Origin of the sequence: Streptomyces sp. NPDC050842 (assembly GCF_044456565.1) — a bacterium.
In the GTDB taxonomy this organism is placed as follows: domain Bacteria; phylum Actinomycetota; class Actinomycetes; order Streptomycetales; family Streptomycetaceae; genus Streptomyces.
In genome coordinates this window covers 169,328-194,903 of record NZ_JBITGA010000007.1, presented here as the reverse complement: position 1 = coordinate 194,903, position 25,576 = coordinate 169,328, and the positions used below count along the sequence as shown (strand labels likewise).

The window sequence follows — 25,576 nt, the reverse complement described above, 5'->3', positions numbered from 1 at the left end:
TGATTCCGGTACGGGCACTTGCCCGTGTACACCTCCGGAAGGCAGGAAGCCATGAGGCAGATTCGCCGAAGTGGTCTGGCCACACTGATGGTCACGGGTGGGGCGCTCGCGCTCTCGGCGGGCGCCGCGCACGCCGACGCCGATGCCCAGGGCGCCGCGGTCGGTTCGCCGGGAGTGATCTCCGGCAACACGGTGCAGCTGCCCGTCCACGTGCCGGTCAACGTCTGTGGCAACACGGTCAACGTGATCGGACTGCTCAACCCGGCGGCCGGCAACAGCTGTGCCAACAAGTCGGCCGCGCCCGAGCCCGGTGGCTACGGCGAGGAGGACGGCGGCGGCCGGTCGCACAAGGACCTGCCCGGCACCCCGCGCGGTGGCGAGCAGGGCGGCGGCTCCCACGGGGGCGGCTCGTCCGACGGCGGTTACTCCAACGGCGGTGGCGCCACGGCCGAGACCCACACCGAGGGTTCCCCGGGCATCCTCTCCGGCAACGGCCTCCAGCTGCCGATCGACCTCCCCGTGAACGTCAGCGGGAACTCGGTCAACGTCGTCGGCATCGGCAACCCGGCCGTGGGCAACACCGCGGTCAACGGCCCCGGCAAGCCCGTCCAGCCGATCGAGAAGCCGACGCCGCGGCCGCAGACCCCCGTCAGGAACGTGCCGGTTCCGCGCGCCGAGGAGACCGAGAAGCCCGCCCCCGCGCCCGTGCCCGCCCCGGCCCACGCGCCGCAGACCGAGTCCGAGTCGGTCGCACTGGCCGCCACCGGTTCGGACACCGTCGGCTACGCCGCCGCGGGGAGCGCCGCGCTGCTGCTCGGCGGCGCCCTGATGTACCGCCGCGCCCGCCGCACCGGAGACCAGGTCTGACGGTCTCCTCCTCGCGCCGGGAACCGGACCCGAGGTCTTCCCTTCGTGCCCCGACCGACGCGCGCTGACACCCGAGCCGTCAGCCGCGTCGCGGACCGCGCGTATCCACGGCGCCATGGCGCCAGGCCCGAAGCACCGTCTCGATGGCGGATGCGACCCTCGTCCGGGCCTGGTGCCGGGGAACCCCCTGCATCAGCAGGCTGTCGTACGGCGTGTCGACATGCCGTACGGAGGCGCGTACGGCGGCGGTGACGGCGCCCCGGTCGAGAGACCGGCCCGCGGCCGTCCGCCCTACGCGCCCGCTGCCCTTCGCCGACGCGTGCTCGGAGATCTCCGTGGCCCGGTCCGCCGGGCAGGAGGGGAACAACCGGAGGATCTCGGCCCGCAGGGTCGCGGTGATCTCGGCGTCGAGCGCCGCATGCCGCGCCGCGTCCCGGGCCCGCCGCCTGGCCCGCGCCTCCGCGTCCGCCAGGCAGGCCGCCTCCGCCCGTGCCAGCGCCGCCTCTTCGACGAGCAGGCCCTGACGCTCGTACCGCGTACGGCGCTTGTTGTGCCGTACCACCACGGCCCAGAGGGCACTGCCCTCCCTGGCGCGCCGGGTGAGCGCCGTGTCTCCCCGGCGCAGGAACACCAGATGGCCGAGGTCGGCGCAGTCCAGACAGACCAGGGCGTGGTACTCGACGACCATCCGCTCCAGCGGCCCCTGGTGGCACTCCGAGCAGCGGCGCCGTCGCAGCGGCTCCACGACGACCGGGGCGACGAGGTCCACGTCCGGCCTCCCCTCAGCGGACGTCGGGCGCGGCGGCGGCGATGAACGTGGCGAGTGCCTCCTTCGCCTGTTCCGAACGGCGGGCCCGGTCCGCCTCGTCGACCGCGTCGTGCATGCAGTGGGAGTCCACGAAGGCCGCCTCGGCGAGCCGTCGGGTCTCCGGGTCGTCACAGACCAACTGGACGCGGAAGAGAGCCTGTCGGGCGGCGGTGCGCTGCCGGTAGGAGGCGTGGCGGGACTCCTCCGCCTCCTTCGACCCGGGCTTCACGGCCGCCCGGAACCAGCGGTCGTTCTGGCTGTGCCGGTAGTCGACGACCGCGCCCGCGAAGGCGCTGTACGTCTCGATCCGCTCCTGGCGGAGCTGCTCGTTCCGGGCGAGGGCGGCCGTGCGCTCGGTGGTCCTGCCCTGGAACCAGTGTGTGGCGACCACACCCAGCAGCGTTCCCATCACGGCTATCAGCGCCACATCCATGACCGGCCGGCCCTCCCCGTTTCCTCGGCCGAAGTCCTCGACCGATGCGCTCGTCCGCGCCCGAAGATCCTTCGGACCCTCAGATCATGACAGCCGGGGGGCGGGACGTCACTGGCGGTAGCTGCTCAGGAAGCGGCCGATGCGGCTGATGGCGGCGTCGAGGTCGTCGGCGTACGGCAGGGTCAGGATGCGGAAGTGGTCCGGGCGCGGCCAGTTGAAGCCCGTTCCCTGGACGACCTGGATCTTCTCCCGCAGCAGCAGGTCGAGGACGAACTTCTCGTCGTCGTGGATCCTGTGCACTGCGGGGTCGAGGCGCGGGAAGGCGTACAGCGCGCCCTTCGGTTTCACGCAGGAGACGCCGGGGATCTCGTTGAGCTTCTCCCAGGCCCGGTCGCGCTGTTCGCGCAGTCGGCCGCCGGGGGCGGTGAGCTCGTGGATCGACTGCCGGCCGCCGAGCGCGGCCTGGATGGCGTACTGGGCGGGGGCGTTGGGGCAGAGTCGCATGGAGGCCAGCATGGTGAGGCCCTCCAGATAGCTCCTGGCGTGCTGCTTCGGCCCGCTGACGACCAGCCAGCCGGAGCGGAAGCCCGCCACCCGGTACGTCTTGGAGAGCCCGCCGAAGGTGAGGACGACCACGTCGGGGGCGAGGGAGGCGGCCGGGTAGTGGACGGCCTCGTCGTAGACGATCTGGTCGTAGATCTCGTCGGCGAAGACCATCAGGCCGTGGCGGCGGGCGAGATCGAGGATGCCCTCGACGATCTCCTTCGGATAGACCGCCCCGGTGGGGTTGTTGGGGTTGATGATGACGACGGCCCGGGTCCGGTCGGTGATCTTCGACGCCATGTCGTCGAGGTCCGGGTACCAGTCGGCCGACTCGTCGCAGAGGTAGTGCACCGCCTTGCCGCCGGCGAGGGTGGTGACCGCCGTCCAGAGCGGGAAGTCGGGGGCGGGGATCAGGACTTCGTCGCCGTCCTCCAGGAGTGCCTGGACGGCCATGGAGACCAGTTCCGACACGCCGTTGCCGAGGAAGACGTCGTCGACGTCCACTTCGGGCAGGCCCATGGCCTGGTAGCGCTGGGCGACGGCGCGGCGGGCCGAGAGGATGCCGCGGGAGTCCGTGTAGCCATGGGCCTTCGGGAGCATCCGGATCATGTCCTGGACGATCTCCTCGGGCGCCTCGAAGCCGAACAGCGCCGGGTTCCCGGTGTTGAGGCGCAGGACGCTGTGGCCCGCCTCCTCCAGCGCGTTGGCGTGTTCGATCACCGGGCCGCGGATCTCGTAGCAGACCTCGCTCAGCTTGCTCGACTGCCGGAACTCCATGTCCGACCTCCCCAGGTCCCCGGAATCAGTGTTGCTTGGTTTTACCAAGTTCGAGCTTGGAAAGTCCAACAACATGTCTAGACTGCGTCGCATGCCACGTCAGCCACGCCGCAGCTACGACCAGCACTGTGCCGCCGCGCGCGCCCTCGACCTCGTCGGCGACCGCTGGACCCTGCTCGTCGTCCGCGAACTCCTCGCCGGGCCGCGCCGCTACACCGACCTCCACGCCGACCTGCCCGGCGTCAGCACGGACATGCTCGCCGGCCGCCTCAAGGACATGGAGAGCGCCGCACTCGTCACCCGGCGGCGGCTCCCGCCGCCCGCCTCGGCGTCCGTGTACGAACTCACCCCGCGCGGCCGGGACCTGCTGCCCGTCCTGCGCTCGCTCGCCGCATGGGGAGCGAGCGACCTGGGCGAACCGCGGCCGACCGACGCCGTCCGCGCGCACTGGTACGCGATCCCGCTCCTCGGCCCGCTCGCGGAGCTCGGTGCGGGGGTCGTCCAGGTGACCCTGGACGAGGGGGAGTTCCACGTGCGGATCGACGGCGACGGTGGCGTGGAGTACGGGGACGGGGTGTACGAGGGCGGCCGGCCGAGTGGTGGGGATGACGGTCCCGACGCCTGGCTGCGGACCGACGCGGCGACCTGCCGGGCGCTTGCGGAAGGGGAGCTGACGCTCGCCGGGGCGATCGAGTCGGGGCGCGCCGCCCTCGAACGGCCCACCCGCGTTCCTTGATCGAATCCCTGTCCGGGACCTCCCGCTTCCGAGTAGCGTGTGGCCGTTTCGGCGGCCGTCGAACGTACGGCCGCTCCACGAACGCGGAGGGGAATCGTCATGGGGCTGGGGCAGGGAATACGTGAGGCGGGGCGCGGCGCGCGCCTGCGCAGAGGGCTACTCGTCGCGGGAGCGGTCGCCGCGGTGGCTGTCGTGCCGTCCGCCGCGCTGGCCACGCCCGGCAGTGGCGTCAGCGGGACCGTGCTCGCCAAGGGCACCTCGGACGGCAAGATGAAGATCAAGCCGCCCAAGGGCGACACCGATGTGGTCGTCCGGACCATCACCATCGCCCCCGGCGGCTCCACGGGGTGGCACCACCACCCCGGACAGCTCGTCGCCGTCGTGCAGGCCGGCACGCTCACCCGTACGCTCGACGACTGCTCGGTCGAAGTGACCGCGACGGGCCAGGCGTTCATCGAGCCCTCGGGCGGCAAGCACGTCCACATCGGCCGCAACCTCGGCACCGAGCCGGTCGTCCTGTACGTGACCTACCTGCTGCCCGAGGGGGCGCCGCTCTCGGTCGACGAACCGGCACCGGCCTGCGCCCAGCGCTGAGCGCCCGCCAGGGACTCGGTCGGCGCCCCGGGGGCCGACCGGTCCAGGGAGGCCGCGAGCCGGTCCCGGGCCGCCGTCTGCGCCGCGATCCGCGCGTCGAGAACGGCCAGCCGCTCGCGGGCGATCTCCAGCCCGCGGGCGGACGGCGCGGCCGAGGCGACGTCCCCGTCGAGACACGAGCGGAACGCGGACACGTCGTCGTGCGTGAGCCCGGCGTCCAGCAGGTACCGGATGTTCGACACGCGCGCGACGGCGCCCTCCTCGTACACCCGGTAGCCGTTGTCCGCCCGGGCCGACGCGATGAGTCCCGCCTGCTCGTAGTGGCGCAGCGCGCGGGGTGACACCCCTGTCCGCCGGGCCAGTTCACCGATGCGCAAGGCGCCACCTCCTCGCGCAGTCGTATCACGTGACCAGCGCGCCCCCGTCGACGGGCAGGACGGTGCCCGTGAGGAAGCCGGCGTCGGGCGAGGCCAGCGACGTGATCACCCGCGCGACCTCCTCGGGCCTGCCGATGCGGCCCAGCGGCGTGTGGGCGAGCTGCCACGCCCGCAGCGCCGCCAACCGCTCGGGGGAGAGGCCCATGTGGTCGGCGATCGGGGTCTCGATCGCGCCGGGCGCGACGGCCACCACGCGGACGCCGTCGGGCGCGAGCTCCAGCGCCCAGCACCGGGTCAGGGCCTCCAGGGCGCTCTTCGTCGCCGGATACACGGAGTTGGCGGGCCAGCCGCGCTGCCCGATCGCCGTCGACACGTTCACCACCACGCCCCGGGACTCCTTGAGCGCGGGGACGGCGGCCTGGGTGAGGAGGACGGGGGCAACGAGGTTCGTCTCCAGGAGCGGGGTGATCACGGAGCGGTCGAGGGTGCCGAGCGGGCCGCCGGTGGAGATCCCGGCGTTGTTGACGAGGACGTCGAGGCGGCCGTGCGCGGTCACGGCCGCCTCGACGATCCCCTGGGCGGCCCCCTCCGCCGTCACGTCCGCGACGAACGGGTGGATTCCGGGGTGTCCCTCGGCGGCCTCGCGCAGCGGCTCCTTCCTGCGGCCGACGGCGACGACCGTCGCCCCCTGTCCGGCGAAGGCGCGCGCGGTGGCCCGGCCGATGCCGGTGCCCGCGCCGGTGACGACGACGACCCTGGTGGGTGTGATGGTGTCCATGAATCCGATGGTCGAACAGTGACGCCAGTGACAAGGTCAAGCCGGGACGCGGGAACAAGCTGGGACGCGGGAGCGAGCCGGGACCAGGGAACGCGCCGAGGCAGGGGAGTGACGGGCAGGATGAGCGGGATGCGATACGAGGCGATCACCTGGGAACGGCTGGCCGGCACACTCGCCGGGCACCTTGACGCGGCCACGCCCGGCGACGGCGGACCCTGGCTCAAGGTCGGCATCGACGGGCCGCCCGCCGCACCCGGCGGCGAGCTCGCCGGGCTCCTCGCCGAGGCGCTCCGGGCGCGCGGCCGCGCCGTCCACGTGGCCGGGACGGGCGGCTTCCTGCGTCCCGCTTCACTCCGGTACGAGTACGGGAAGCGGGACCCCGACGCGTACTTCGACGGGTGGACCGACATCAAGGCCCTGTGGCGCGAGGTCTTCGCGCCGCTGGAGCCCGGCGGCACCGGACGCGTGCTGCCCGACCTGTGGGACCCGGCCACGGACCGGGCGACCCGCAGCCCGTACGTGACGCTGCCGCCCGGCGGGGTGCTCCTGCTCCACGGGCCGTTCCTCCTCGGCCACTGGTTCCCCTTCGACCTCACCGTGCACCTGCGGCTCTCGGCCGCCGCACTCGCCCGGCGCACCGAGGATTCCTGGACGCTGCCCGCCTTCGCCCGGTACGAGACGGAGGTCGACCCCGCCACGACCGCCGACGCCGTCGTACGCGCCGACGACCCGCGCCACCCGGCCTGGACCGGGTTGCGGCCCGGGGGCCAGTCCGGGGACTAGACGGTCGCCCTGGGTGTGGGGTCCAGGGGTCTGCCTCCCACGACGGTGACCGCCTCCGCGCCCGCGCGGCATCCCGCCTCCGCGGCCTTCACCGGGTCCGCGCCCGCGATCCGGGCCGCCAGGAACGCCCCGGTGAACGCGTCACCCGCGCCCGTCGAGTCCACCCTGAGCGCCGCGGGCACCGGAGGCGCCGCCACCCGTGCCGTGACCGCGCCGCCCTCGGCGACCAGCGCACCCGCCGGTCCGAGGGTGACCACGACGAGCGGATGGCGCCGGCTCAGTTCCGCGGCCGCCGCCTCCGTTTCACGGCCCCCGGTCAGCAGCCGGGCCTCGTCCGCGTTGGGCAGCAGCACGTCGGCGCCCGCTGTCGCCGTCAGGAACCCGTCCACTCCCAGCTCCGCGAGGAACCCCGCGGAGGCCGGGTCCACGCTCACCGGAACGCCCGCCTCCCGCGCGTCCCGCAGCGCCCGCCGGGCCGTCTCGCGGCTCGCCGGGGCGAAGAACAGATAGCCGGACAGATGCAGCGCGGCCACGCCGTCGAGCATGCCGTCGAGCACGCCGGCGCTCCAGTCGGCGGGGGAGAGGCGCAGCGCGGCGCCGCTGTCGGTGAGGAAGGTCCGCTCGGCCGAGGCGTCGACGAGCGCGATCACGGTGGCCGTCGCCGCCTCGGCGTCCCGGACGAGCAGCGGGCGCACCCCCGCCCGTCTCAGCGCCCGCTCGTGCCAGTCCGCCGCGTCCGTCCCGACCCGGCCGAGCAGCCGCACGTCCCCGCATCCGGAGCGCACGGCCCAGCAGGCCGCGTTGGCCCCGGCGCCGCCCGGGAGGGTCCGGATCTCCGCCGCCGTGTCCGTCGCGGGTGCGAGGGGAGTCCGGTGCCGGGCGACGACATCCGTCACCACGTCCCCGACGACCAACAGCGCGCGCCCCATCCGGCTCATCGGCCGTCGGCGCCGTACGCCGTCGCGATCCGGGCCGCGAGCCGGACGTTGCCCCGTACCGCCGCGAGGTTCGCCTCCAGGGACGCCCCTGCCGTGTGCACCGTCAGGTATTCCAGCAGGAACGGCGTCACCGCCTGCCCCGTGATCGCCTTCTCCTTCGCCTCCGCGAGTCCCTGTGCGAGGACCCGGTCGTGGAGCGCGGGGTCCAACTGCTCCGTCTCCGGCACCGGGTTGGCCACGACGAGCGAGGCCCGCCGCCCGCCGAGCGCGTCCTGGGCCCGTATGACCCCCGCCACCTCCTCCGGGCTCCGCAGGGTCCAGTCGACGGGCTCTCCCGAGGAGGACAGGTAGAACCCGGGGAAGTGCTCCGTGCCGTATCCGACGACCGTCACCCCCAGCGTCTCCAGGCGTTGCAGCGTCGCCGGCACGTCGAGGATCGACTTCACCCCGGCGCACACCACCGTGATCCCGACCTCGGCGAGCAGCCGCAGGTCGGCCGACTCGTCCTGGGTCTCGCTCCACTCGCGGTGCACGCCGCCGAGCCCGCCGGTCGCGAACACCCGTATGCCCGCCGCGTCCGCGAGCCACGCCGTCGCCGAGACCGTCGTCGCGCCCGTCGCCCCGGTCGCCAGGGCCGGGGCAAGATCGCGGTGACCCAGCTTCCGTACCGCCGGGTCCTCCGCGATCCTGGTCAGTGCCGCACGGTCCAGGCCCACCCGGGCGGTGCCGTCGACCACGGCGACGGTGGCGGGGACGGCGCCCCCGGCCCGTACGAGCTCCTCCAGCTCCAGGGCCACGTCGAGGTTGCGCGGGCGGGGCAGGCCGTGGGCGATGATCGTCGATTCCAGTGCGACGACGGGCCGGCCCTCGTGGAGCGCCTCCCGTACCTCTTCGGACACCTGTGTGGACATGTCCCATTCCTGGCGCGACCACGGGCCCCGCAAACCTCGGTGGCGACCTCCTGCCACACGCCCGTCCGTCCCCGGGCGTTCCTGCGGATTCCGTGACGGCGTCTCCGGTCCCGTCGCCGCGGACGGCCAGGAGCCCCGCCGCGCTTCGCCGGGAGCGTGGTGCGGAATCCGTCGCCGTCGTCGCATTCGGGTAAGTCGCCTGGTAGGAGGCGAAGCGGAGTGATCTGTTCCACCCGATCCCGGTCCCCGGGGCGCTCCTGACCCCCGCTACAGTCACCGCCCATGACGACACATGACGTGCCTTCCTTCGCCGTGCACATCCCCGACGCGGAGCTCGAGGCGGACCCCCTCGACCCCGCCCAGATCGTCTCCGGCACGCCCGAGGTGACGGGCAAGGTGCTGTGGGAGTCCGCCGACGGAAAGCAGGTGCGCGGCATCTGGCAGATCACGCCCGGCGTCGTCACCGACACCGAGGCCGACGAGCTCTTCGTGGTGGTCAGCGGACGCGCGACCGTCGCCGTAGAGGGCGGGGAGACGCTGGAGATCGGCCCCGGCGACGCGTGCGTGCTGCGCGAGGGCGACCGGACGACCTGGACCGTGCACGAGACCCTGCGCAAGGCGTACCACATCAGCCTCTGAGGCCTCCCGGGTCCGTGCCCCTGGCTCAGACGCCCGTGCGGACAGGGGGAGTTGAAGGTCTGGTAGGAAACCTTCCTATCGGCTAGCATCCCGGCCAGCGGCTTGGCGCGGCGCCCGACCCCACGGGCGTGACGCGCTCAGCGAGAGCTCTGACCCGGCCGCCGAGCACCACCCCGCCGCGTGGCGCCCCGAATCGCCACGCGGCAGGGCCCTCGTGCTCCGCACCGGTGTCCAGCTCTCGCCGACCCCTCAGGCCAGGGAGCCCAGGTATGCGCCTGTACGCCTCCACACCACCGCGCAGCACCCCCACCACCCCCTTCACCACCACCCGACTGACCCTCGTCCTCACCGCCGTCCTGCTGCTCGTCGGCGGCCTCCTGCTCGCCCACCCGGACCGGGCCGGCGCCGCGGCCGATCCGCTGATCTCCCAGGGCCGGCCGGCCACCTCCTCCTCCGTCGAGGACGGCACGTTCGGCCCGGAGAAGGCCTTCGACGGCGTCTCCACCACCCGCTGGGCCAGCGCCGAAGGCTCCGACCCCCAGTGGATCCGGGTCGACCTCGGCTCCTCCGCCACCGTCTCCCGCGTCCGCCTCGTCTGGGAGGCCGCCTACGCCAAGGCCTACCGCGTCGAGATCTCCGAGGACGGCACCACCTGGACCCGCCTCGCCACCGAGACCGCCGGGAACGGCGGCACGGACGACTGGACGGGACTCACCGGCAAGGGCCGTCACCTCCGCGTCTACGGGACGGCACGCGGCACCTCGTACGGCTACTCCCTCTTCGCGGTCGAGGCCTACGGCACGACCGGCACCACGCCCCCGCCCACCGGCGCCTTCACCGTCGTCGCGGCCGGGGACATCGCCGCCCAGTGCACGGCCTCCAGCAGCTCCTGCGCCCACCCCAAGACCGCCGCGCTGGCACAGCGGATCGCCCCGTCCTTCTACCTGACGATGGGCGACAACCAGTACGACGACGCCCTGCTCTCCGACTTCCGCGCCTACTACGACAAGACCTGGGGCGCCTTCAAGGCGAAGACACGGCCGGTGCCCGGCAATCACGAGACCTACGACCCCGCGGGCTCGCTCGCCGGCTACAAGGCGTACTTCGGCGCGATCGCCTACCCCCAGGGCAAGCCCTACTACAGCTACGACCAGGGCAACTGGCACTTCGTCGCCCTCGACTCCAACTCCTTCGACGACCCCGCCCAGATCCAGTGGCTGAAGGACGACCTCGCCCGCAACACCAAGGGCTGCCTCGCCGCCTACTTCCACCACCCCCTGTACTCCTCCGGCGGCCACGGCAACGACCCCGTCTCCCGGCCGGTCTGGCAGATCCTGTACGGGGCCAAGGCCGACCTCGTGCTCAACGGACACGACCACCACTACGAGCGGTTCGCCCCGCAGGACCCGAACGGGCGCGCCACCGCCGACGGCATCGTCGAGATCGTCGGGGGCATGGGCGGCGCCGACCCCTACGACATCGAGACGGTCCAGCCGAACAGCCAGAAGCGGATCAGCGGTCCGTACGGCGTCCTGAAGCTGGACCTCACCGACACCACCTACACCTGGCAGTACGTCGGCACCGACGACCAGGTGAAGGACTCCGGCCCGACCTACACCTGCCACTGATGTACCTCGCGACCACCGGTCGCCGCGGCGCGCCGCCCGCCCCCTCGCGGGGCAGGCGGCGCGTCCCGGGCACCGTCCTCGCGCTCGGCGCGGTCAGCCTGGTCACCGACATCTCCTCCGAGATGGTGACCGCCGTGCTGCCGTTCTACCTCGTCGTCGGACTCGGCCTCTCCCCGCTCCAGTTCGGGCTGCTCGACGGGCTCTCCACCGGCGCCACCGCGCTCGTACGGATCCTCGGCGGCGCCACCGCCGACCGCGGAGGACGCCACAAACAGGTCGGAGGGCTCGGCTACGCCCTCTCGGCGTGCTCCCGCCTCGGCCTCCTCCTCGCGGGCGGCTCGGCCGGCGGAATCGCCGCAGCGCTCGCCGCCGACCGGCTCGGCAAGGGCGTCCGCACGGCCCCGCGCGACGCGCTCATCACCCTGCACAGTCCGCCGGACGAGCTGGGCCGCGCCTTCGGCACCCACCGCGCGATGGACACCACCGGAGCCCTCCTGGGCCCCCTGGCCGCCTTCGCCCTGCTGTGGGCCACGGCCGAGGCGTACGAGGCTGTCTTCGCCGTCAGCTTCTGCGTCGGGGTGTTCGGCGTCCTGTTGTGGGTGCTGCTGGTCCCGGGGCGACGCGGCACGGCGGTACGACGGCCCCGAGCGCAGGCCGCAGAAGCGGCGCCACGCGCGCGTGGCGGGGTCTTCGCCGTGCTGCGCTCGCCCGCGTACCGGCGGATCCTTCTCTGCGCCGGCCTGCTCGGCGCCGCCACCGTCGGCGACGCCTTCCTGTACCTGCTGCTCCAGCGACGGCTCGAACTCGACGCCACCTGGTTCCCGTTCCTGCCGCTCGGCGCCGCCGGTGTCTATCTGCTGCTCGCCGTCCCGGCCGGCTGCCTCGCCGACCGCGTCGGCCGCCGGCGACCCTTCCTGTACGGACACGGGGCCCTGCTCCTCGCGTACGGACTGCTCCTCGCCCCCGTACCGGACGTCCTCCTCGTCGGGGGCGTCCTGGTGCTGATCGGCACCTTCTACGCGGCCACCGACGGCGTCCTGATGGCCCTGACCGGGCCCTACCTCGCCGAGGGGCGCCAGGCGGGCGGCCTCGCGCTCGTCCAGACCGCGCAGGCGCTGGCCCGGCTCGGCGCCGCCGTCGCGTTCGGCGCCGTCTGGACGGCGAGCGGGCCGGAAGCGGCACTCGTGGCGGCGCTCCTGGCCCTCGCCGCGGCCCTGTGCTGCGCCGCCCGATTCCTACCGGCCGCGAGCCCCCTGCCCGCCGCTGCTCTGCCTCCCGCCTCTGCCACGACCCTCCGAGAGGACTGACCCATGCCCGCCGTGACCGATGTCCGTCTGTCCCGCCACGCGCGTGTGTGGATCCTCGTCCTCGCCCTCGTCCTGCTGGGCGGCGGCGCGACCGCCTACACCCTCCGGGCGGCGTCCGGGCGACAGGCCGGGGCCACCGACGCCCCGGTGGCCGGCTTCACCCTCGACGGGGGCCGCCCCGGCGCGCTCCACGTCCGGGACACCGCGACCGGGCGCGTCGCGCGCGTGGACCCGGCCGCGGCCGGCGGCCGGGTGGCCGACGGGCCCGCCTGCGACCGCTTCCACGCCGCCGGCCCCACCGCCCTCTGCCTCGTGCGCCGACCGGGCGTCCCGGCCCGCTCGTACGCCCTGGTGCTCGACCGCCGGCTGCGCGAAGTGCGCCGCATCGCGCTGCCCGGCATCCCCAGCCGCGCCCGGGTCTCCGCGTCGGGGCGGATGCTCTCCTGGACGATGTTCGCGACCGGCGACTCCTACGCGCGCTCGTCCTTCTCCACCCGCACGTCGATCCTCGACCTGCACACCGGGTACCTGGTGAAGAACATCGAGCTGATTCCGCTGACCCTCGGCGGGCGCCGGTACCACGCCCCCGACGTCAACTACTGGGGCGTCTCCTTCGCCGCCGACGACAACCGCTTCTACGCCACCGTCTCGACGGACGGGCGCACCCATCTCGTCGAGGGCGACATGGCGAACTGGTCGGCCCGCACCCTGCGGGAGAACGTCGAATGCCCGTCGCTCTCCCCGGACGGAACCCGGATCGCCTTCAAGAAGCGGGTCTCCGAAGGCCCGCGCGAGCCGTGGCGGCTGTACGTGCACGACCTGCGCTCCGGGCGCGAGCACCCCGTCGCCGAGCGGCGCGGCATCGACGACCAGGCCCTGTGGACGGACCCGAAGACCCTCGCGTACGGATACGGGGGAGCGGTCTGGTCCGTACCGGCGGACGGCACGGGGGCGCCACGGCAGCTGGCGCGCGGGGCGACGTCACCCGCCGTACCGCGCTGACCGGCGTGCCCACCGGCAGAGCCCGGTACAGGGCGGGACCGGGGTCAGGGCGCGACCGGACCGGACTTCCGGAGGGCGCCGCGGACCGCGAGCGCCGCCATCGGAAGGAGCAGACACGCGGCGATCGCGTTGAGCGGCCCGTAGCCCGCCTCCGAGACGATCAGGCCCGCCGCGAGCCCACCGACCCCGGCGGCGGTGTTCATGACGAAGTCGGAGAGACCCTGGACGGCCGCCCGCGCGGCCTGCGGCACCGAGTCGGTGAGCAGCGCCGAGCCGGACACGAGGCCGGCGGACCAGCCGAGGCCGAGGACGAAGAGACCGAGGGCCGTCTGGCCGGGGCTCGGCCCCGCCGTGCCCGCGATGAGCGCCGCCACGGCGATCAGCCCGACGGCGAGTCCGATCACCGACAGCCTGCCCAGCCGGTCGGACAGCCAGCCCATCAGCGGCGAGAAGGCGTACATGCCGGCGATGTGCCCGCTGATCACGAGACCGATCAGCTGGATGCCCGCGCCGTGATGGGTCAGCGCGATCGGGGTCATCGACATGATCGAGACCATCGCGGTGTGCGAGGCGGCGATCGTGACCAGGGCGAGCCGGGCCTGCGGCGACTCCCGTACCGCCCGCATTCCGGCGCGCAGGGAGCGGCCCTCCGGCCGCTCGCCCGCCCCGGGATCCGCGAGCGCGCGGGCGGTGAGGAGGGGGTCCGGGCGCAGGAGGAGCGCGACGACCGCCGCCGAGACGACGAAGACACCGGCGGCCCAGACGAACGGGCCGGCCGTGGCGGGTATGCCCAGGCCCGACACGCTCTCCCCGGCGGGTGCGGCGATGTTCGGCCCGAGCACCGCCCCGATCGTGGTCGCCCACACCACGGTGGAGATGGCCCGGGCCCTGCGGTCGGGCTCGGCGAGGTCGGCGGCGGCGAACCGGGCGGCCAGGTTGGCCGAGGAGCCGGCGCCGAAGCCGACGAGTCCGACGAGGAGCAGCGGGAAGCTCTCGACGGCCGCGCCGAGCACCACCACCACGGCCCCCAGTGCCCCGAGCAGGTAGGCGAGGACGAGCCCCGCCCGGCGCCCCCGCGAGGCCATCAGCGCGGCCAGCGGCATGGCGAGCAGCGCGGGACCGGCCACCGACGCCGTGGAGGCGAGACCGGACAACGCCTCCGTCCCGCTGACCTCCTTGGCCAGCACGGCGGCGAGCGCGAAGCCGATGGCGATGCCGAGGCCGCCGAGGATCTGGGTGGCGATGAGGACGGCCTGGATCCGTCGGCGCAGCGCGGGCAGTTCGGTGGCGGAGACAGGGGCGGATGTCTCGTCGGATACCGCGCCGGGTATGTCGCCGGGCAAGGTGACGTCAGGGGCGTCGGGGGTGTGGGTCACTTACGTGAGTGTGCCAGCCGTCCCATCCGATGGGAACGCCCCCCTCAGAACAGCGGCGCGGGCAGCACACCCTCCAGTGCCAGCAGCCGGCGCTTGGTCTCCAGACCGCCCCCGAACCCCCCGAGCCCGCCGTCGCTCTCCACCACACGGTGGCACGGCACCACCACCGGCAGCGGATTGGCGCCCATCGCCGCTCCGACCGCCTGGGCCGCGCCCGGCTGCCCCACGCGCCGCGCCAGCTCCCCGTACCCCACGACCGTGCCGTACGGGACCCCGGTCGCCAGCTCGCGCAGCACCTGCCGGTTGAAGCCCGACGTCAGGCTCCAGTCCAGGGGCAGGTCGAAGGGGCGCGGATCGCCCGCGAAGTACGCGTCGAGCCGGCGTATCGCCTCGGCGAGCAGCCCCGAGGCACTCTCCACCGGCTCCACCCCGAACCGCCCGCCCAAGCGGTCGAGCATCTGCACCCGCCGCGCCGCGTCGGCGTGGAACTCGACCCGCACCAGTCCCCGCCCGGTCGCGGCGAGGAAGAGCGGACCGATGTCGCTCTCCACGACCGTCCACTCCACCGCGACGGTCGGCTCGCCGCCCGTCGGCTCCGCTTCGTTGTCCATGCCGCCCACGGTACGACCCGCCACTGACAGGACAGCCCGACCGGACAGGCTCCCGTGACGGTCACGAGGAGGGCGCCGAGCCGCCGGCTAGATCACGGACCGGTCTCGCTCCGGTCTCACGAGCAGAAATTCCCCGGTCACGTGGTCGTGAGGCCCCCGGCGCGCCATAATCTCGCCCCGGTAGTACTACCCAGCGGTACCGACTGTTTTCGGACGACGTGGCACCAGGGGTGGAGGACATACGCTCATGCAGGGCACGGTCGACGGATTCAGCTACGGGCTCGTCACTCCGGTGGCCGCTTTCATCATGGCCTGCCTCGGCGGCGCCCTCGGTCTGAGGTGCACCACCAGGTCGCTCCGCCACCGCGACACCTTCAAGGCCGGCTGGCTCGCCCTCGGCGCCACCTCCATAGGCACCGGCATCTGGACGATGCACTTCATCGCCATGATGGGCTTCTCGGTCCGGCAGGCGCCCATCACCTACGACCGCCCCATCACCTTCGCCAGCCTGGGCGTCGCCGTCCTCATGGTCGGCATCGGGATCTTCATCGTCGGGTACCGCGGGGCGACCGCCCTCACGCTCGTCACCGGCGGCACGATCACCGGCCTCGGCGTCGCCACGATGCACTACCTCGGCATGGCTGGCATGCGCCTCCACGGCCGCGTCGAGTACGACACGGTCACCGTCGCCCTGTCCGTCGTCATCGCCGTCGTGGCCGCCACCGCGGCCCTCTGGGCGGCCGTATCCGTACACGGGTTTCTGGCCAGCCTCGGTGCGAGCCTGGTGATGGGCGGAGCCGTCAGTGGTATGCACTACACCGCCATGGCGGCCGTCAGCGTCCACCTCCAGGGCGGACACGTCCCCGCCGGCACCGGTGACACCGCGACCTCGCTCCTCCTGCCGATGCTGATCGGCCCGGCGGTCTTCCTCATCCTCGCCGCCGTGGTCGTCATGTTCGACCCGCTGCTCGTGATGGGCGACCCGGACTGGCAGCGGCCCGCGCAGAGCGTGCACCGCCCCGGCGTGCCCGCGCCGCGCCACGTGCCGTCCTACGGCGAGCCCGCCAACTGGTCGGCCCGCCCCGCCGGCCGCGCCGCCCGCAGGAGCGTCCCCCGCGGCGGCCACCGCTCCCAGGACTGGTGAGCGGGACACCTCAGGGACACCACTTCGGGCGACCTTCGGGACTCCTTCGGAGCGGGCGGTGAGCCGATCACCGCCCGAGTGTCAGTGCCGGGTCGTACGGTGGTTCCATGCGGCCCGTTTCCAAGATCGAACGTTCGGTGGCGCCCTTCGAGGTCGTCAGCTCCTACCAGCCCAGCGGCGACCAGCCGACGGCCATCGCCGACCTCGAGCGGCGCATCCGCGCGGGCGAGAAGGACGTCGTGCTCCTCGGCGCCACCGGCACCGGCAAGTCGGCCACCACCGCCTGGATGATCGAGAAGCTCCAGCGCCCCACCCTGGTGATGGCACCGAACAAGACCCTGGCCGCCCAGCTGGCGAACGAGTTCCGCGAACTCCTGCCGAACAACGCGGTCGAGTACTTCGTCTCGTACTACGACTACTACCAGCCCGAGGCGTACGTCCCCCAGTCGGACACGTACATCGAGAAGGACTCCTCCATCAACGAGGAGGTGGAGCGGCTCCGCCACTCCGCGACGAACTCCCTGCTCACCCGCAGGGACGTCATCGTGGTCGCCTCCGTCTCCTGCATCTACGGCCTCGGCACGCCCCAGGAGTACGTGGACCGGATGGTCCCGCTCAAGGTCGGCGAGGAGATCGACCGCGACCAGCTGCTCCGCCGCTTCGTCGACATCCAGTACACCCGCAACGACCTGGCGTTCACCCGCGGCACCTTCCGGGTCCGCGGCGACACCATCGAGATCTTCCCGGTGTACGAGGAGCTGGCCGTCCGCATCGAGATGTTCGGCGACGAGATCGAGGCGCTCTCCACCCTCCACCCGCTCACCGGCGAGATCATCACCGAGGACCGCGAGCTGTACGTCTTCCCCGCCAGCCACTACGTCGCGGGCCCCGAGCGGATGGAGCGGGCGGTCAACGACATCGAGCGCGAGCTGGAGATCCGCCTCGCCGAGCTCGACAAGCAGGGCAAGCACCTGGAGTCCCAGCGCCTGCGCATGCGGACCACGTACGACATCGAGATGATGCGGCAGATCGGCTCCTGCTCCGGCATCGAGAACTACTCGATGCACTTCGACGGCCGCGACCCCGGCTCCGCACCGAACACCCTCATCGACTACTTCCCCGAGGACTTCCTCCTCGTCATCGACGAGTCGCACGTCACCGTTCCGCAGATCGGCGCCATGTACGAGGGCGACGCCTCCCGCAAGCGGACCCTCGTCGACCACGGCTTCCGGCTCCCGTCCGCCCTCGACAACCGCCCGCTGAAGTGGGAGGAGTTCCAGAAGCGGATCGGCCAGACCGTCTACCTCTCGGCGACCCCGGGCACGTACGAACTCTCCCGCGGCGACGGCTTCGTCGAGCAGATCATCCGCCCCACCGGGCTCATCGACCCCGAGGTCGTCGTCAAGCCGACCGAGGGCCAGATCGACGACCTCGTCCACGAGATCCGGCTGCGCACCGAGAAGGACGAGCGGGTCCTCGTCACCACCCTCACCAAGAAGATGGCCGAGGACCTCACCGACTACTTCCTGGAGCTCGGCATCCAGGTGCGCTACCTCCACAGCGACGTCGACACCCTGCGCCGCATCGAGCTGCTGCGCGAGCTGCGCGCCGGCGAGTACGACGTCCTCGTCGGCATCAACCTCCTCCGCGAGGGACTCGACCTTCCCGAGGTCTCCCTCGTCGCCATCCTCGACGCCGACAAGCAGGGCTTCCTGCGCTCCGGGACCTCCCTCATCCAGACCATCGGCCGTGCCGCGCGAAACGTCTCGGGACAGGTCCACATGTACGCGGACCGGATCACGCCGGCGATGGAGCAGGCCATCGACGAGACCAACCGGCGCCGCGAGAAGCAGGTCGCGTACAACACGGCCCACGGCATCGACCCGCAGCCGCTGCGCAAGAAGATCAACGACATCGTGGCGACCATCGCCCGCGAGGAGGTCGACACCGAGGAGCTCCTCGGCAGCGGCTACCGCCAGGGGAAGGAGGGGAAGGCCGCCAAGGCGCCCGTACCCTCGCTCGCCGCGCACGGCCCCAAGAGCCGGGGCAAGGGAGGCAAGCCCGGATCCACCGTCGAGCTCGGCGACCGCCCCGCCACCGAACTGGCCGCGATCATCGAGGAGATGACCGACCGGATGCGCGCCGCAGCCGCCGAGCTGCAGTTCGAGGTGGCGGCCCGGCTCCGCGACGAAGTGGGAGAGCTGAAGAAGGAGTTGCGCCAGATGAAGGAGGCGGGTCTCGCCTGACCTGCGGCGGTCCGGTGTGTTGCAAGACCGACACAAATCCGGACCTCGGCTCTGCGGTGTCAGTCCCTCTGCGTAGGGTGCTGGACAACCGCACGCACCGGACAGCGGGCGCGGGGAACGCAACGAGAGGGGCAAGCGCGTGACGGTCAACATGACCAAGGGTCAGGCCATCAGCCTGGAGAAGCAGGGCGGAGGCAGCCTCAGCCAGGTGAGGATGGGGCTCGGCTGGCAGGCGGCACCGCGCCGCGGTCTCTTCGGCAAGCGCACGCAGGAGATCGACCTGGACGCCTCGGCCGTCCTCTTCGCGGACAAGCAGCCGGTCGACGTGGTCTTCTTCCGTCACCTGGTCAGCGACGACGGCTCGGTCAAGCACACCGGTGACAACCTGGTCGGCGGCGCGGGCCAGGGCGGGGACGACGAGGCGATCCTCGTCGACCTCCAGCGGGTCCCGGTCCACATCGACACGATCGTCTTCACCGTGAACTCCTTCACCGGTCAGACGTTCCAGGAGGTGCAGAACGCCTTCTGCCGGATCGTCGACGAGACGAACGGCCAGGAGCTCGCGCGCTACACCCTCGACGGCGGCGGCAACTACACCGCGCAGATCATGGCGAAGGTGCACCGGGCCGGCTCCGGTTGGCAGATGACCGCCCTGGGCAACCCGGCCAACGGCCGGACGTTCCAGGACCTGATGCCCGCGATCCTGCCGCACCTGTAGGCAGGACCGCGCAGGACGCACCCACAGCTCCCGGAGGCAGCAGGCCGCCGGGAGCTGTCCCGCACCACCGCTCCACGGCAGCACCGCTCCACCGCACGTCCGCGCCACCGCACGTCCGCACCATTCGTCAACAGGGAACCGCTGAGGGGACAGAGCCGATGACGGCCGAGCTGGTCCGGGGGCAGAACCACCCCCTGCCCGACACCCGACTGGAGATCAGGGTGTCGGCCGGTCACCCGGTCGTCGCCGGAGCCGCCCTCGGCGACGAGCGGGGCAGGGTCCCGGGCGTGGAGTGGGTCGCCCACCCCGTCGCCCCCTCGCTCCCCGGTGTGGACGTCCCCCGGCAGGCCGCGGCCGACCAGCGCCTCGCCGTCGACCTTGCGGCGGTCCCGGACGCCGTCCACCGCGTCTCCGTCCTCCTGGCGCTGCCCGTGGGCGGCGGCGGACCGACCTCCTTCGGGAAGGCCGCCGCCCCCTTCGTCGCCGTCACAGGACCCGACGGCACCGACATCGCCAGCTACACGATCACCGGGCTCGACAGCGAGTCCGCCGTCGTCGCCCTGGAGCTGTACCGCCGCCAGGGCGCCTGGAAGGTCCGCGCCATGGGGCAGGGGTACGAGGGCGGTCTCGCCGCCCTCCTCGGTGACCAGGGCCTGGAGCGCCCCGCCGACCTGGCCGCGTCGATCCTGGAGTCGGAGCGGGCCCGCCGCACACCGCCGCCCGCGCCCGTCCCCGCCCCGGCCGAGCAGCAGACCGCGCCGACCGCGGGCGGCCCGATCAGCTACGCCCATCCCCGGCGCCGGACCACCGCCCCGGAGCCTGCCCCGGCCCCGGCCCCGACTCCGGCCCCGCAGGGTTCGCAGGCACCCCAGGGCCCGTCCGTCCCCGTCGCCGGGGACGCGGCCGGCTGGTCCATGGACGAGCGCCTGTACAACCAGGTGTGGGGGATGTTCGAGGACCTGGCCCGTACCGCCGCCGCCTACCGCAGCGCCTGCGACTTCGCCGAGTCCCGGCTGGACCGGGAGCTCGACGAGGTGCTCTCCGACTACCGCGCTCGTGGCGGGGGCGCGAACGATGCCGCGCGGGCAGCCGCCCGCGCCCGTCACGACGAGCTCGTGGAGCGGGCCCAGGAGGTCCTGGACCGGGACCTCGCCCAGCTCGCCGTCGAGTCCGAGGTCGTCGAACCGGCCCTGCCGCCCGCCTACGCCCGCTGGGACAACCCGGTCTGGCACGGCTACCGCCCGCCGGCGGAGGAGCCGATGGCCGTGCGCCTGGGCGACCTCCACCTCCCCGAGCGCACCGAGCTGCGGATCCCCATGCTCGTCCGGCTCCCGCTGGAGCGCGGGCTCTGGGTGGACTCGGGGTCCCCCCTGTCCGAGCGCAGCCGAGAACTTGGGGGAGGGCGGGGCCGCTCGGAGGCGGCCGGCCTCCTCGACGAGACCGAGCTGAGGCGGCTCGCCCTGGACACCGCGGTCGCGCACGCGGCCCGGCTGCTCGCCGTCCACCCGGCGGGCGGCTTCGCGGTCCACGTCGTCGACGCGGCCGGTGCCGGCGCGGCCTCGCTCGCGCCGCTCGTGGACACCGGCGTGCTCGCCGCCCCGCCCGCCCGGGGCGCGGCCGGCGTCTCCGCGGTGCTGGAGCAGCTCACGGAGCGGGTCGACCTCCTCCAGATGGCCCTGCGGAACGGCGCCGTCGACGCGCTGCCGCCCGGCCTGGACGCGGCCCGGCAGCTCCTGATCGTGCACGACTTCCCGCACGGCTTCGACGACCGGGCGGTCACCCGGCTCCGGTACCTGGCCGACGAGGGCCCCGGGGTCGGCGTCCATCTGCTGATGGTGGCCGACCGGGCCGACGCCGCCGCGTACGGGCCCGTGCTCGACCCGCTCTGGCGCTCACTGCTGCGGCTCACCCCCGTCCCCGACGACCACCTCGCCGATCCGTGGGTGGGTCACGCGTGGTCGTACGAGCCCCCGCTCCTGCCGCCGGGCAGCCGGATCCTCCGGCAGGTCCTCGCGCAGGTCGCGGACGCCCGCCCGGCAAAGCGGCCCTGACCTGGTCTCTTGGAGCCTCTTTACCCTGCGCTTTACCTTCTCTTGGGTTTTCGGGTAATGTTCATGGTGCGGAGGGGAGTACTCCCCATGCGCGGCGTACCCGTCAATACGGACGGATCCTCAGCGATCCGATCCCGGGGCGTCGGCCCGACCGCGGTGTGAGCCGCTCGGGTGGAAGAGACCTCCGGCAGCGACGACGCTGATCAAGTAGCCGTACGACGCCGGAGGCGCAGTGGACGTTTCAATGACCCTGTGGGTGCTGACCATTCTCGGTCTGGTCGCCCTCATCGGAGCCGACTTCTTCATCGGGCGGAAGCCCCATGACGTCTCGGTCAAGGAAGCCGGAATCTGGACGATCGTCTGGGTCGTGCTCGCCGTGCTCTTCGGAGTGGGCCTGCTCGTGTTCGGCAACAGCCAGGCGTCCGGGGAGTTCTTCGCCGGCTACGTCACCGAGAAGTCGCTCAGTGTCGACAACCTCTTCGTCTTCATCCTGATCATGGCGAAGTTCTCGGTCCCCTCCCACCTCCAGCAGCGCGTGCTGCTCGTGGGTGTGGTGATCGCCCTGGTCCTCCGCACGATCTTCATCGTCGCGGGCGCCGCGGTCATCGCGAACTTCTCGTGGGTCTTCTACATCTTCGGCGCGTTCCTGATCTACACCGCCTGGAAGCTCATCCAGGAGGCGCGTGCCGACGAGGAAGAGGACGACTGGGAGGAGAACCGTCTCCTCAAGTCCGTCGAGAAGAAGTTCGGCGTCGCCGACAAGTACCACGGCACCAAGCTCTTCATCCGCGTCAACGGCAAGCGCGTCCTGACCCCGCTGATGGTCGTCATGATCGCCATCGGCACCACGGACATCCTCTTCGCCCTCGACTCCATCCCGGCGATCTTCGGCCTGACCCAGGACCCGTACATCGTCTTCACCGCCAACGCCTTCGCCCTCATGGGCCTGCGGCAGCTGTACTTCCTGATCGGCGGCCTGCTCAAGAAGCTGGTCCACCTCAGCTACGGCCTGTCGGTGATTCTCGGCTTCATCGGCGTGAAGCTCGTCCTGCACGCCCTGCACGAGTCCGGGGTGCACGTCCCGGAGATCTCCATCGGCTTCTCGCTGGCGGTCATCGGCGGCGTCCTGGTCGTCACCACGATCACCAGCCTGATCGCCTCCAAGAAGCAGGCGGAGCGAGAGGCTGCCGAGAGCGTCACCGACACCAAGGGTGTCGAGGACGCGGACGGCGTCGAGAAGGACAGCATCGGCGCCTGACGCGTCACGCACGGCGACGGCCGGCCAGGGGCACCCGCCCCCGGCCGGCCGTCGCCGTTTCCCGTGCCGTCAGGCGGTCGCCGCCTCCGCCGCCTTCGGTGCCCCCGCCGCCTCGGACCGGTCCGGAAGGGTCTCCGGGAGGAGCGCGAAGCAGCCCAGGCTGATGAGGGCCACCACGGTCAGATAGGCCGCGACGCCCCAGGGCGGGCCCGAGCCGCCGTCCGAGAGGGTGGTGGCGACGATGGGCGTGAGGGCGCCGCCGAGGACGCCCGCGAGGTTGTAGCCGACGGCCGCGCCGGTGCAGCGGACGCGGGGCTCGTAGAGCTCCGGGAGGTACGCGGCGATCACGGCGAACATCGTGATGAAAGCCAGCAGCGAGCCCAGGAAGCCGAGGAACATCAGGAACGGCTCCGCGGTGTGCAGCAGGGCCACCATCGGGAACATCCAGAGGGCGGACGCCGCGCACCCCGCGAGACACAGCGGGCGGCGGCCCCAGCGGTCGGAGAGGAGGGCCACGAAGGGCGTGGCCGCGCCCTTGATCGCCACCGCGGCCATCACACACGTCAGCATCACCGTGCTGCTCACCCCGAGCCGCTCCGTGCCGTAGGCCAGGGCCCAGGTGGAGACCGTGTAGAACACCGCGTACCCGACGGCGAGCGCCCCGGCCGTCAGCAGCACGAGCCGCCAGTGATCGCGGACGATCTCGGCCAGCGGGGCGCTCGCCCGCCGTCCCGACGCGGTCAGCTCCTCGAACTGCGGGGTCTCCGCGAGCGAGGACCGCAGCAGCAGCCCGGCCGCCGCGAGGACCCCCGCCGCCCAGAACGGCACCCGCCAGCCCCAGGAGCGGAAGTCCGCGTCGCTCAGGCCCGCCGTGAGCGCCAGCATCACCCCGTTCGCGAGGAGGAAGCCGACCGCCGGGCCGATCTGCGGGAAGCTCGCCCACAGCGCGCGCCGGTTCGCCGGCGCGTGCTCGGCGGTCAGCAGGACGGCCCCGCCCCACTCGCCGCCGAGGCCGAGGCCCTGGAGGAACCGGAGGGTCAGCAGGAGCAGCGGCGCGGCGATGCCGAGCGTCTCGTACGTGGGGACGCAGCCGACCGCGACGGTGGCGCAGCCGGTCAGGAGCAGCGAGGCGAAGAGGACCGGTCGGCGGCCGTACCGGTCGCCGACGTGCCCGAAGAGGACCGAGCCCAGCGGGCGGGCGACGAAGCCGATGGCGAAGGTGCCGAAGGCGGCCAGGGTCCCGGCGATCGGGGAGAAGGTCGGGAAGAAGAGCGGCCCGAGGACGAGGGCGGCGGCGGTCCCGTAGACGAAGAAGTCGAAGAACTCGATGGCGGTGCCGACGAGCGAGGCGGTGGCGAGCCGGAGCATCGAAGGAGGAGCGGGCGGAGCCGGGGGAGCGGTCGGCGACGGAGAGTGACTGGGGCGCATGTGGCGCCAACTACCCCGCGGCCGTCCGGGTTACGGGGGCGTACGGAAGCGCGCGGCCGGTGAGCCGCGCGCTGTCGGTGCGACGGCGGTTCACCAGCCGCGCTCGCGCCACTCCGCGAGGTGCGGGCGCTCGTCACCGAGCGTGGTGTCCTTGCCATGGCCCGGGTAGACCCAGGACTCGTCCGGCAGGGCCGCGAAGAGCTTGGTCTCCACGTCGTGGATCAGGCTCGCGAAGGCCTCCGGATCCTTCCAGGTGTTGCCCACCCCGCCGGGGAAGAGGCAGTCGCCGGTGAAGACATGCGGGTGGCCGTGCGGGTCGTCGTAGACGAGGGCGATCGAGCCGGGGGTGTGCCCGACCAGCCGGCGGGCGGTCAGCTCGACCCGGCCCACCCGGACCGTGTCGCCGTCCTCGACCGGCACGTCGGTGGCGACCGGGATGCCCTCCGCGTCGTACGCCCCGGCGTAGGTCCGGGCGCCGGTCGCGGCGACGACCTCCGCGAGGGCCTGCCAGTGGTCGCCGTGCCGGTGGGTGGTGACGACGGCCCTGATGCCGTCGTCACCGATCAGCGTGAGCAGTGTGTCGGCGTCGTTGGCCGCGTCGATCAGCAGCTGCTCGCCGGTCGCCCGGCAGCGCAGCAGGTACGCGTTGTTGTCCATCGGGCCGACCGAGACCTTCGAGATCATCAGGTCCGTCAGCTCGTGCACGTCCGCCGGTCCGCCGACCTTCACACTTCCGCTGTACGTCATGGGCTCAGCCTAGCTCCGCCCACCGACGACAGAGGGCGCTAGAGCGCCGGGAGCGCCGGGAGCGGGCCGCCCTCGGTCTTGAGGGCGGAGCCGTCGCGGCGGCCGGCGAGCCAGCCGAGGAGCTCGGGGGCGGGGCCGGTCACGGTGACCTCGGCGCCCTCGCCGGAACCGGTGGTCCAGGTGTCCGTGCCCGCCGTCGCCACGATCCGGGTCGGCGGCACGGTCGCGTTGCCCGTGAAGCGGTCCGCGAGGAACTCGATCTCCCGCTGGACGAACTCCTCGGGCAGGTCCTCCAGCTCGTAGCCGACGCCCAGGTCGACATGGTGCAGGGCCACCTCCACCCAGCGGCGGAAGGGGATCCGGGAGGCACTGTCCGTGACGCCGTTGCGGAGCTCGACGGTGCGGCTCCAGTCGGCGGGCTCGGCGCCCGCGGCCTGGAAACCGTCGCCGCTCTCGCGCAGGTCGGCGAGCTGGACGGCGAGGGGGCGGCCCGCGTCGCGCTCGATGTCGGCGTCGCGGGTCGCGGCGTCCGCGTACATGGGACGGCCCTGGAGGACGTTCACCAGAGCGTCGGCGTTCCGGGCGATGTGGGCCAGGACATGGCCGCGCGTCCAGCCGGGAAGCCGTGACGGCTCGGCCGTCGTCGCGTTGTCCCAGGAGGCGGCCGCGTCCAGCAGCCGGTCGGTCGCTGCTTTGACAGAGGCGAGATCACGTTCGTGGTCGATCATGGCGCCGACCCTAGCGCCGCCACTCGTTCGGGTGAAGCGGTCGCCACGAGGCCGGAAATCGAATGTGCGTGCTATAGGCTCGACGGAAGCATCCGGCATCCTTGGTTGTTGGGTGTGTCAGGCACATCCGCTCTCTCAAGAAAGGTGC

General features: G+C 72.8%; 25 protein-coding genes. 13 read left to right on the top strand and 12 right to left on the bottom strand.

Going from position 1 to position 25,576, the window contains the following annotated elements; translation table 11 throughout:
• The first annotated feature begins 51 nt into the window (after window positions 1–51).
• Window positions 52–867 carry a chaplin gene (locus ACIBG6_RS24595; protein WP_399224718.1) on the top strand — a complete coding sequence of 272 codons (816 nt, stop codon included), beginning with the start codon at window positions 52–54 and terminating at the stop codon, window positions 865–867.
• Window positions 868–946: 79 nt separating this feature from the next.
• Here ACIBG6_RS24595 and ACIBG6_RS24590 read toward each other — a convergent pair whose 3' ends face one another.
• The 3 genes from ACIBG6_RS24590 to ACIBG6_RS24580 form a co-directional block, all read right to left on the bottom strand.
• Window positions 947–1,636, bottom strand: a complete 690-nt coding sequence (locus ACIBG6_RS24590) for a DUF2293 domain-containing protein (protein ID WP_399224717.1) — start codon at window positions 1,634–1,636, stop codon at window positions 947–949.
• A 13-nt stretch (window positions 1,637–1,649) separates the two neighbouring features.
• Window positions 1,650–2,108, bottom strand: coding sequence for a hypothetical protein (locus ACIBG6_RS24585; protein ID WP_399224714.1), 459 nt, complete (start codon window positions 2,106–2,108; stop codon window positions 1,650–1,652).
• A gap of 108 nt (window positions 2,109–2,216) precedes the next feature.
• Window positions 2,217–3,428: a pyridoxal phosphate-dependent aminotransferase gene (locus tag ACIBG6_RS24580; protein ID WP_399224712.1), complete on the bottom strand. Its 1,212-nt coding sequence runs from the start codon at window positions 3,426–3,428 to the stop codon at window positions 2,217–2,219.
• 91 nt (window positions 3,429–3,519) lie between these two features.
• On the opposite strand from ACIBG6_RS24580, the gene ACIBG6_RS24575 reads away from it, so the two are divergent.
• Both ACIBG6_RS24575 and ACIBG6_RS24570 read left to right on the top strand, forming a co-directional pair.
• Window positions 3,520–4,164 (top strand): winged helix-turn-helix transcriptional regulator, encoded by a 645-nt coding sequence (locus ACIBG6_RS24575; protein ID WP_399224711.1) that lies wholly within the window; start codon window positions 3,520–3,522, stop codon window positions 4,162–4,164.
• A 99-nt stretch (window positions 4,165–4,263) separates the two neighbouring features.
• A complete protein-coding gene (locus ACIBG6_RS24570; RefSeq protein WP_399224709.1) occupies window positions 4,264–4,758 on the top strand; it encodes a cupin domain-containing protein in 495 nt (164 codons plus the stop codon).
• On the opposite strand, the gene ACIBG6_RS24565 is transcribed toward ACIBG6_RS24570, so the two are convergent.
• Window positions 4,692–5,135, bottom strand: coding sequence for a MerR family transcriptional regulator (locus ACIBG6_RS24565; protein WP_399224707.1), 444 nt, complete (start codon window positions 5,133–5,135; stop codon window positions 4,692–4,694). The genes ACIBG6_RS24570 and ACIBG6_RS24565 overlap by 67 nt on opposite strands.
• A gap of 25 nt (window positions 5,136–5,160) precedes the next feature.
• A complete protein-coding gene (locus tag ACIBG6_RS24560; RefSeq protein WP_399224706.1) occupies window positions 5,161–5,913 on the bottom strand; it encodes an SDR family NAD(P)-dependent oxidoreductase in 753 nt (250 codons plus the stop codon).
• Between the two features lie 129 nt (window positions 5,914–6,042).
• On the opposite strand from ACIBG6_RS24560, the gene ACIBG6_RS24555 reads away from it, so the two are divergent.
• The gene (locus ACIBG6_RS24555; protein ID WP_399225030.1) at window positions 6,043–6,696 is read left to right on the top strand and encodes a uridine kinase; all 654 of its coding nucleotides are present in this window, start codon (window positions 6,043–6,045) and stop codon (window positions 6,694–6,696) included.
• Here the strand turns inward: ACIBG6_RS24555 and ACIBG6_RS24550 are convergent.
• Window positions 6,693–7,634 (bottom strand): carbohydrate kinase family protein, encoded by a 942-nt coding sequence (locus ACIBG6_RS24550; protein ID WP_399224704.1) that lies wholly within the window; start codon window positions 7,632–7,634, stop codon window positions 6,693–6,695. The two genes, ACIBG6_RS24555 and ACIBG6_RS24550, sit on opposite strands and share 4 nt — an antisense overlap.
• The gene (locus ACIBG6_RS24545) at window positions 7,631–8,545 is read right to left on the bottom strand and encodes a pseudouridine-5'-phosphate glycosidase (protein WP_399224702.1); all 915 of its coding nucleotides are present in this window, start codon (window positions 8,543–8,545) and stop codon (window positions 7,631–7,633) included. The genes ACIBG6_RS24550 and ACIBG6_RS24545 overlap by 4 nt, the downstream gene beginning before the upstream one ends.
• A 282-nt stretch (window positions 8,546–8,827) precedes the next feature.
• Between ACIBG6_RS24545 and ACIBG6_RS24540 the strand changes: the two genes are divergently transcribed.
• From ACIBG6_RS24540 to ACIBG6_RS24525, 4 genes are all read left to right on the top strand, one after another.
• Window positions 8,828–9,184 (top strand): cupin domain-containing protein, encoded by a 357-nt coding sequence (locus tag ACIBG6_RS24540; RefSeq protein WP_384143373.1) that lies wholly within the window; start codon window positions 8,828–8,830, stop codon window positions 9,182–9,184.
• 269 nt (window positions 9,185–9,453) lie between these two features.
• A complete protein-coding gene (locus ACIBG6_RS24535) occupies window positions 9,454–10,812 on the top strand; it encodes a discoidin domain-containing protein (RefSeq protein WP_399224701.1) in 1,359 nt (452 codons plus the stop codon).
• Window positions 10,812–12,119 carry an MFS transporter gene (locus tag ACIBG6_RS24530; protein ID WP_399224700.1) on the top strand — a complete coding sequence of 436 codons (1,308 nt, stop codon included), beginning with the start codon at window positions 10,812–10,814 and terminating at the stop codon, window positions 12,117–12,119. Before ACIBG6_RS24535 ends, ACIBG6_RS24530 begins: the two co-directional genes overlap by 1 nt.
• Window positions 12,120–12,122: 3 nt before the next feature.
• Window positions 12,123–13,121, top strand: coding sequence for a TolB family protein (locus ACIBG6_RS24525; RefSeq protein ID WP_399224699.1), 999 nt, complete (start codon window positions 12,123–12,125; stop codon window positions 13,119–13,121).
• 44 nt (window positions 13,122–13,165) lie between these two features.
• Here ACIBG6_RS24525 and ACIBG6_RS24520 read toward each other — a convergent pair whose 3' ends face one another.
• A complete protein-coding gene (locus ACIBG6_RS24520) occupies window positions 13,166–14,497 on the bottom strand; it encodes an MFS transporter (RefSeq protein ID WP_399224698.1) in 1,332 nt (443 codons plus the stop codon).
• A gap of 44 nt (window positions 14,498–14,541) precedes the next feature.
• Window positions 14,542–15,108, bottom strand: a complete 567-nt coding sequence (locus tag ACIBG6_RS24515) for a methylated-DNA--[protein]-cysteine S-methyltransferase (protein WP_399224696.1) — start codon at window positions 15,106–15,108, stop codon at window positions 14,542–14,544.
• 247 nt (window positions 15,109–15,355) lie between these two features.
• On the opposite strand from ACIBG6_RS24515, the gene ACIBG6_RS24510 reads away from it, so the two are divergent.
• From ACIBG6_RS24510 to ACIBG6_RS24490, 5 genes are all read left to right on the top strand, one after another.
• Window positions 15,356–16,252 (top strand): MHYT domain-containing protein, encoded by an 897-nt coding sequence (locus ACIBG6_RS24510; protein ID WP_399224695.1) that lies wholly within the window; start codon window positions 15,356–15,358, stop codon window positions 16,250–16,252.
• 107 nt (window positions 16,253–16,359) lie between these two features.
• A complete protein-coding gene (gene uvrB, locus ACIBG6_RS24505) occupies window positions 16,360–18,498 on the top strand; it encodes an excinuclease ABC subunit UvrB (protein ID WP_399224694.1) in 2,139 nt (712 codons plus the stop codon).
• Window positions 18,499–18,637: 139 nt separating this feature from the next.
• A complete protein-coding gene (locus ACIBG6_RS24500) occupies window positions 18,638–19,216 on the top strand; it encodes a TerD family protein (RefSeq protein ID WP_329624100.1) in 579 nt (192 codons plus the stop codon).
• 158 nt (window positions 19,217–19,374) lie between these two features.
• On the top strand, window positions 19,375–21,267 hold the full coding sequence (locus ACIBG6_RS24495) for a TerD family protein (protein ID WP_399224692.1): 1,893 nt from the start codon (window positions 19,375–19,377) through the stop codon (window positions 21,265–21,267).
• A 232-nt stretch (window positions 21,268–21,499) separates the two neighbouring features.
• Window positions 21,500–22,525: a TerC family protein gene (locus ACIBG6_RS24490; protein ID WP_399224691.1), complete on the top strand. Its 1,026-nt coding sequence runs from the start codon at window positions 21,500–21,502 to the stop codon at window positions 22,523–22,525.
• A 69-nt stretch (window positions 22,526–22,594) separates the two neighbouring features.
• On the opposite strand, the gene ACIBG6_RS24485 is transcribed toward ACIBG6_RS24490, so the two are convergent.
• From ACIBG6_RS24485 to ACIBG6_RS24475, 3 genes are all read right to left on the bottom strand, one after another.
• Window positions 22,595–23,893, bottom strand: coding sequence for an MFS transporter (locus ACIBG6_RS24485; RefSeq protein WP_399224690.1), 1,299 nt, complete (start codon window positions 23,891–23,893; stop codon window positions 22,595–22,597).
• 150 nt (window positions 23,894–24,043) lie between these two features.
• On the bottom strand, window positions 24,044–24,700 hold the full coding sequence (locus ACIBG6_RS24480; protein ID WP_399224689.1) for an MBL fold metallo-hydrolase: 657 nt from the start codon (window positions 24,698–24,700) through the stop codon (window positions 24,044–24,046).
• Between the two features lie 38 nt (window positions 24,701–24,738).
• Window positions 24,739–25,428 carry a maleylpyruvate isomerase family mycothiol-dependent enzyme gene (locus ACIBG6_RS24475; protein ID WP_399224688.1) on the bottom strand — a complete coding sequence of 230 codons (690 nt, stop codon included), beginning with the start codon at window positions 25,426–25,428 and terminating at the stop codon, window positions 24,739–24,741.
• Window positions 25,429–25,576: the final 148 nt, after the last annotated feature.

Excerpts from the sequence above, each read along its gene's own strand:
- ACIBG6_RS24595 (WP_399224718.1), top strand. The coding sequence starts at position 52 with ATGAGGCAGATTCGCCGAAGTGGTCTGGCCACACTGATGGTCACGGGT.
- ACIBG6_RS24585 (WP_399224714.1), bottom strand. The coding sequence starts at position 2,108 with ATGGATGTGGCGCTGATAGCCGTGATGGGAACGCTGCTGGGTGTGGTC.
- ACIBG6_RS24580 (WP_399224712.1), bottom strand. The coding sequence starts at position 3,428 with ATGGAGTTCCGGCAGTCGAGCAAGCTGAGCGAGGTCTGCTACGAGATC.
- ACIBG6_RS24575 (WP_399224711.1), top strand. The coding sequence starts at position 3,520 with ATGCCACGTCAGCCACGCCGCAGCTACGACCAGCACTGTGCCGCCGCG.
- ACIBG6_RS24570 (WP_399224709.1), top strand. The coding sequence starts at position 4,264 with ATGGGGCTGGGGCAGGGAATACGTGAGGCGGGGCGCGGCGCGCGCCTG.
- ACIBG6_RS24560 (WP_399224706.1), bottom strand. The coding sequence starts at position 5,913 with ATGGACACCATCACACCCACCAGGGTCGTCGTCGTCACCGGCGCGGGC.
- ACIBG6_RS24555 (WP_399225030.1), top strand. The coding sequence starts at position 6,043 with ATGCGATACGAGGCGATCACCTGGGAACGGCTGGCCGGCACACTCGCC.
- ACIBG6_RS24550 (WP_399224704.1), bottom strand. The coding sequence starts at position 7,634 with ATGAGCCGGATGGGGCGCGCGCTGTTGGTCGTCGGGGACGTGGTGACG.
- ACIBG6_RS24545 (WP_399224702.1), bottom strand. The coding sequence starts at position 8,545 with ATGTCCACACAGGTGTCCGAAGAGGTACGGGAGGCGCTCCACGAGGGC.
- ACIBG6_RS24540 (WP_384143373.1), top strand. The coding sequence starts at position 8,828 with ATGACGACACATGACGTGCCTTCCTTCGCCGTGCACATCCCCGACGCG.
- ACIBG6_RS24535 (WP_399224701.1), top strand. The coding sequence starts at position 9,454 with ATGCGCCTGTACGCCTCCACACCACCGCGCAGCACCCCCACCACCCCC.
- ACIBG6_RS24530 (WP_399224700.1), top strand. The coding sequence starts at position 10,812 with ATGTACCTCGCGACCACCGGTCGCCGCGGCGCGCCGCCCGCCCCCTCG.
- ACIBG6_RS24525 (WP_399224699.1), top strand. The coding sequence starts at position 12,123 with ATGCCCGCCGTGACCGATGTCCGTCTGTCCCGCCACGCGCGTGTGTGG.
- ACIBG6_RS24515 (WP_399224696.1), bottom strand. The coding sequence starts at position 15,108 with ATGGACAACGAAGCGGAGCCGACGGGCGGCGAGCCGACCGTCGCGGTG.
- ACIBG6_RS24510 (WP_399224695.1), top strand. The coding sequence starts at position 15,356 with ATGCAGGGCACGGTCGACGGATTCAGCTACGGGCTCGTCACTCCGGTG.
- uvrB (WP_399224694.1), top strand. The coding sequence starts at position 16,360 with ATGCGGCCCGTTTCCAAGATCGAACGTTCGGTGGCGCCCTTCGAGGTC.
- ACIBG6_RS24495 (WP_399224692.1), top strand. The coding sequence starts at position 19,375 with ATGACGGCCGAGCTGGTCCGGGGGCAGAACCACCCCCTGCCCGACACC.
- ACIBG6_RS24485 (WP_399224690.1), bottom strand. The coding sequence starts at position 23,893 with ATGCTCCGGCTCGCCACCGCCTCGCTCGTCGGCACCGCCATCGAGTTC.
- ACIBG6_RS24480 (WP_399224689.1), bottom strand. The coding sequence starts at position 24,700 with ATGACGTACAGCGGAAGTGTGAAGGTCGGCGGACCGGCGGACGTGCAC.
- ACIBG6_RS24475 (WP_399224688.1), bottom strand. The coding sequence starts at position 25,428 with ATGATCGACCACGAACGTGATCTCGCCTCTGTCAAAGCAGCGACCGAC.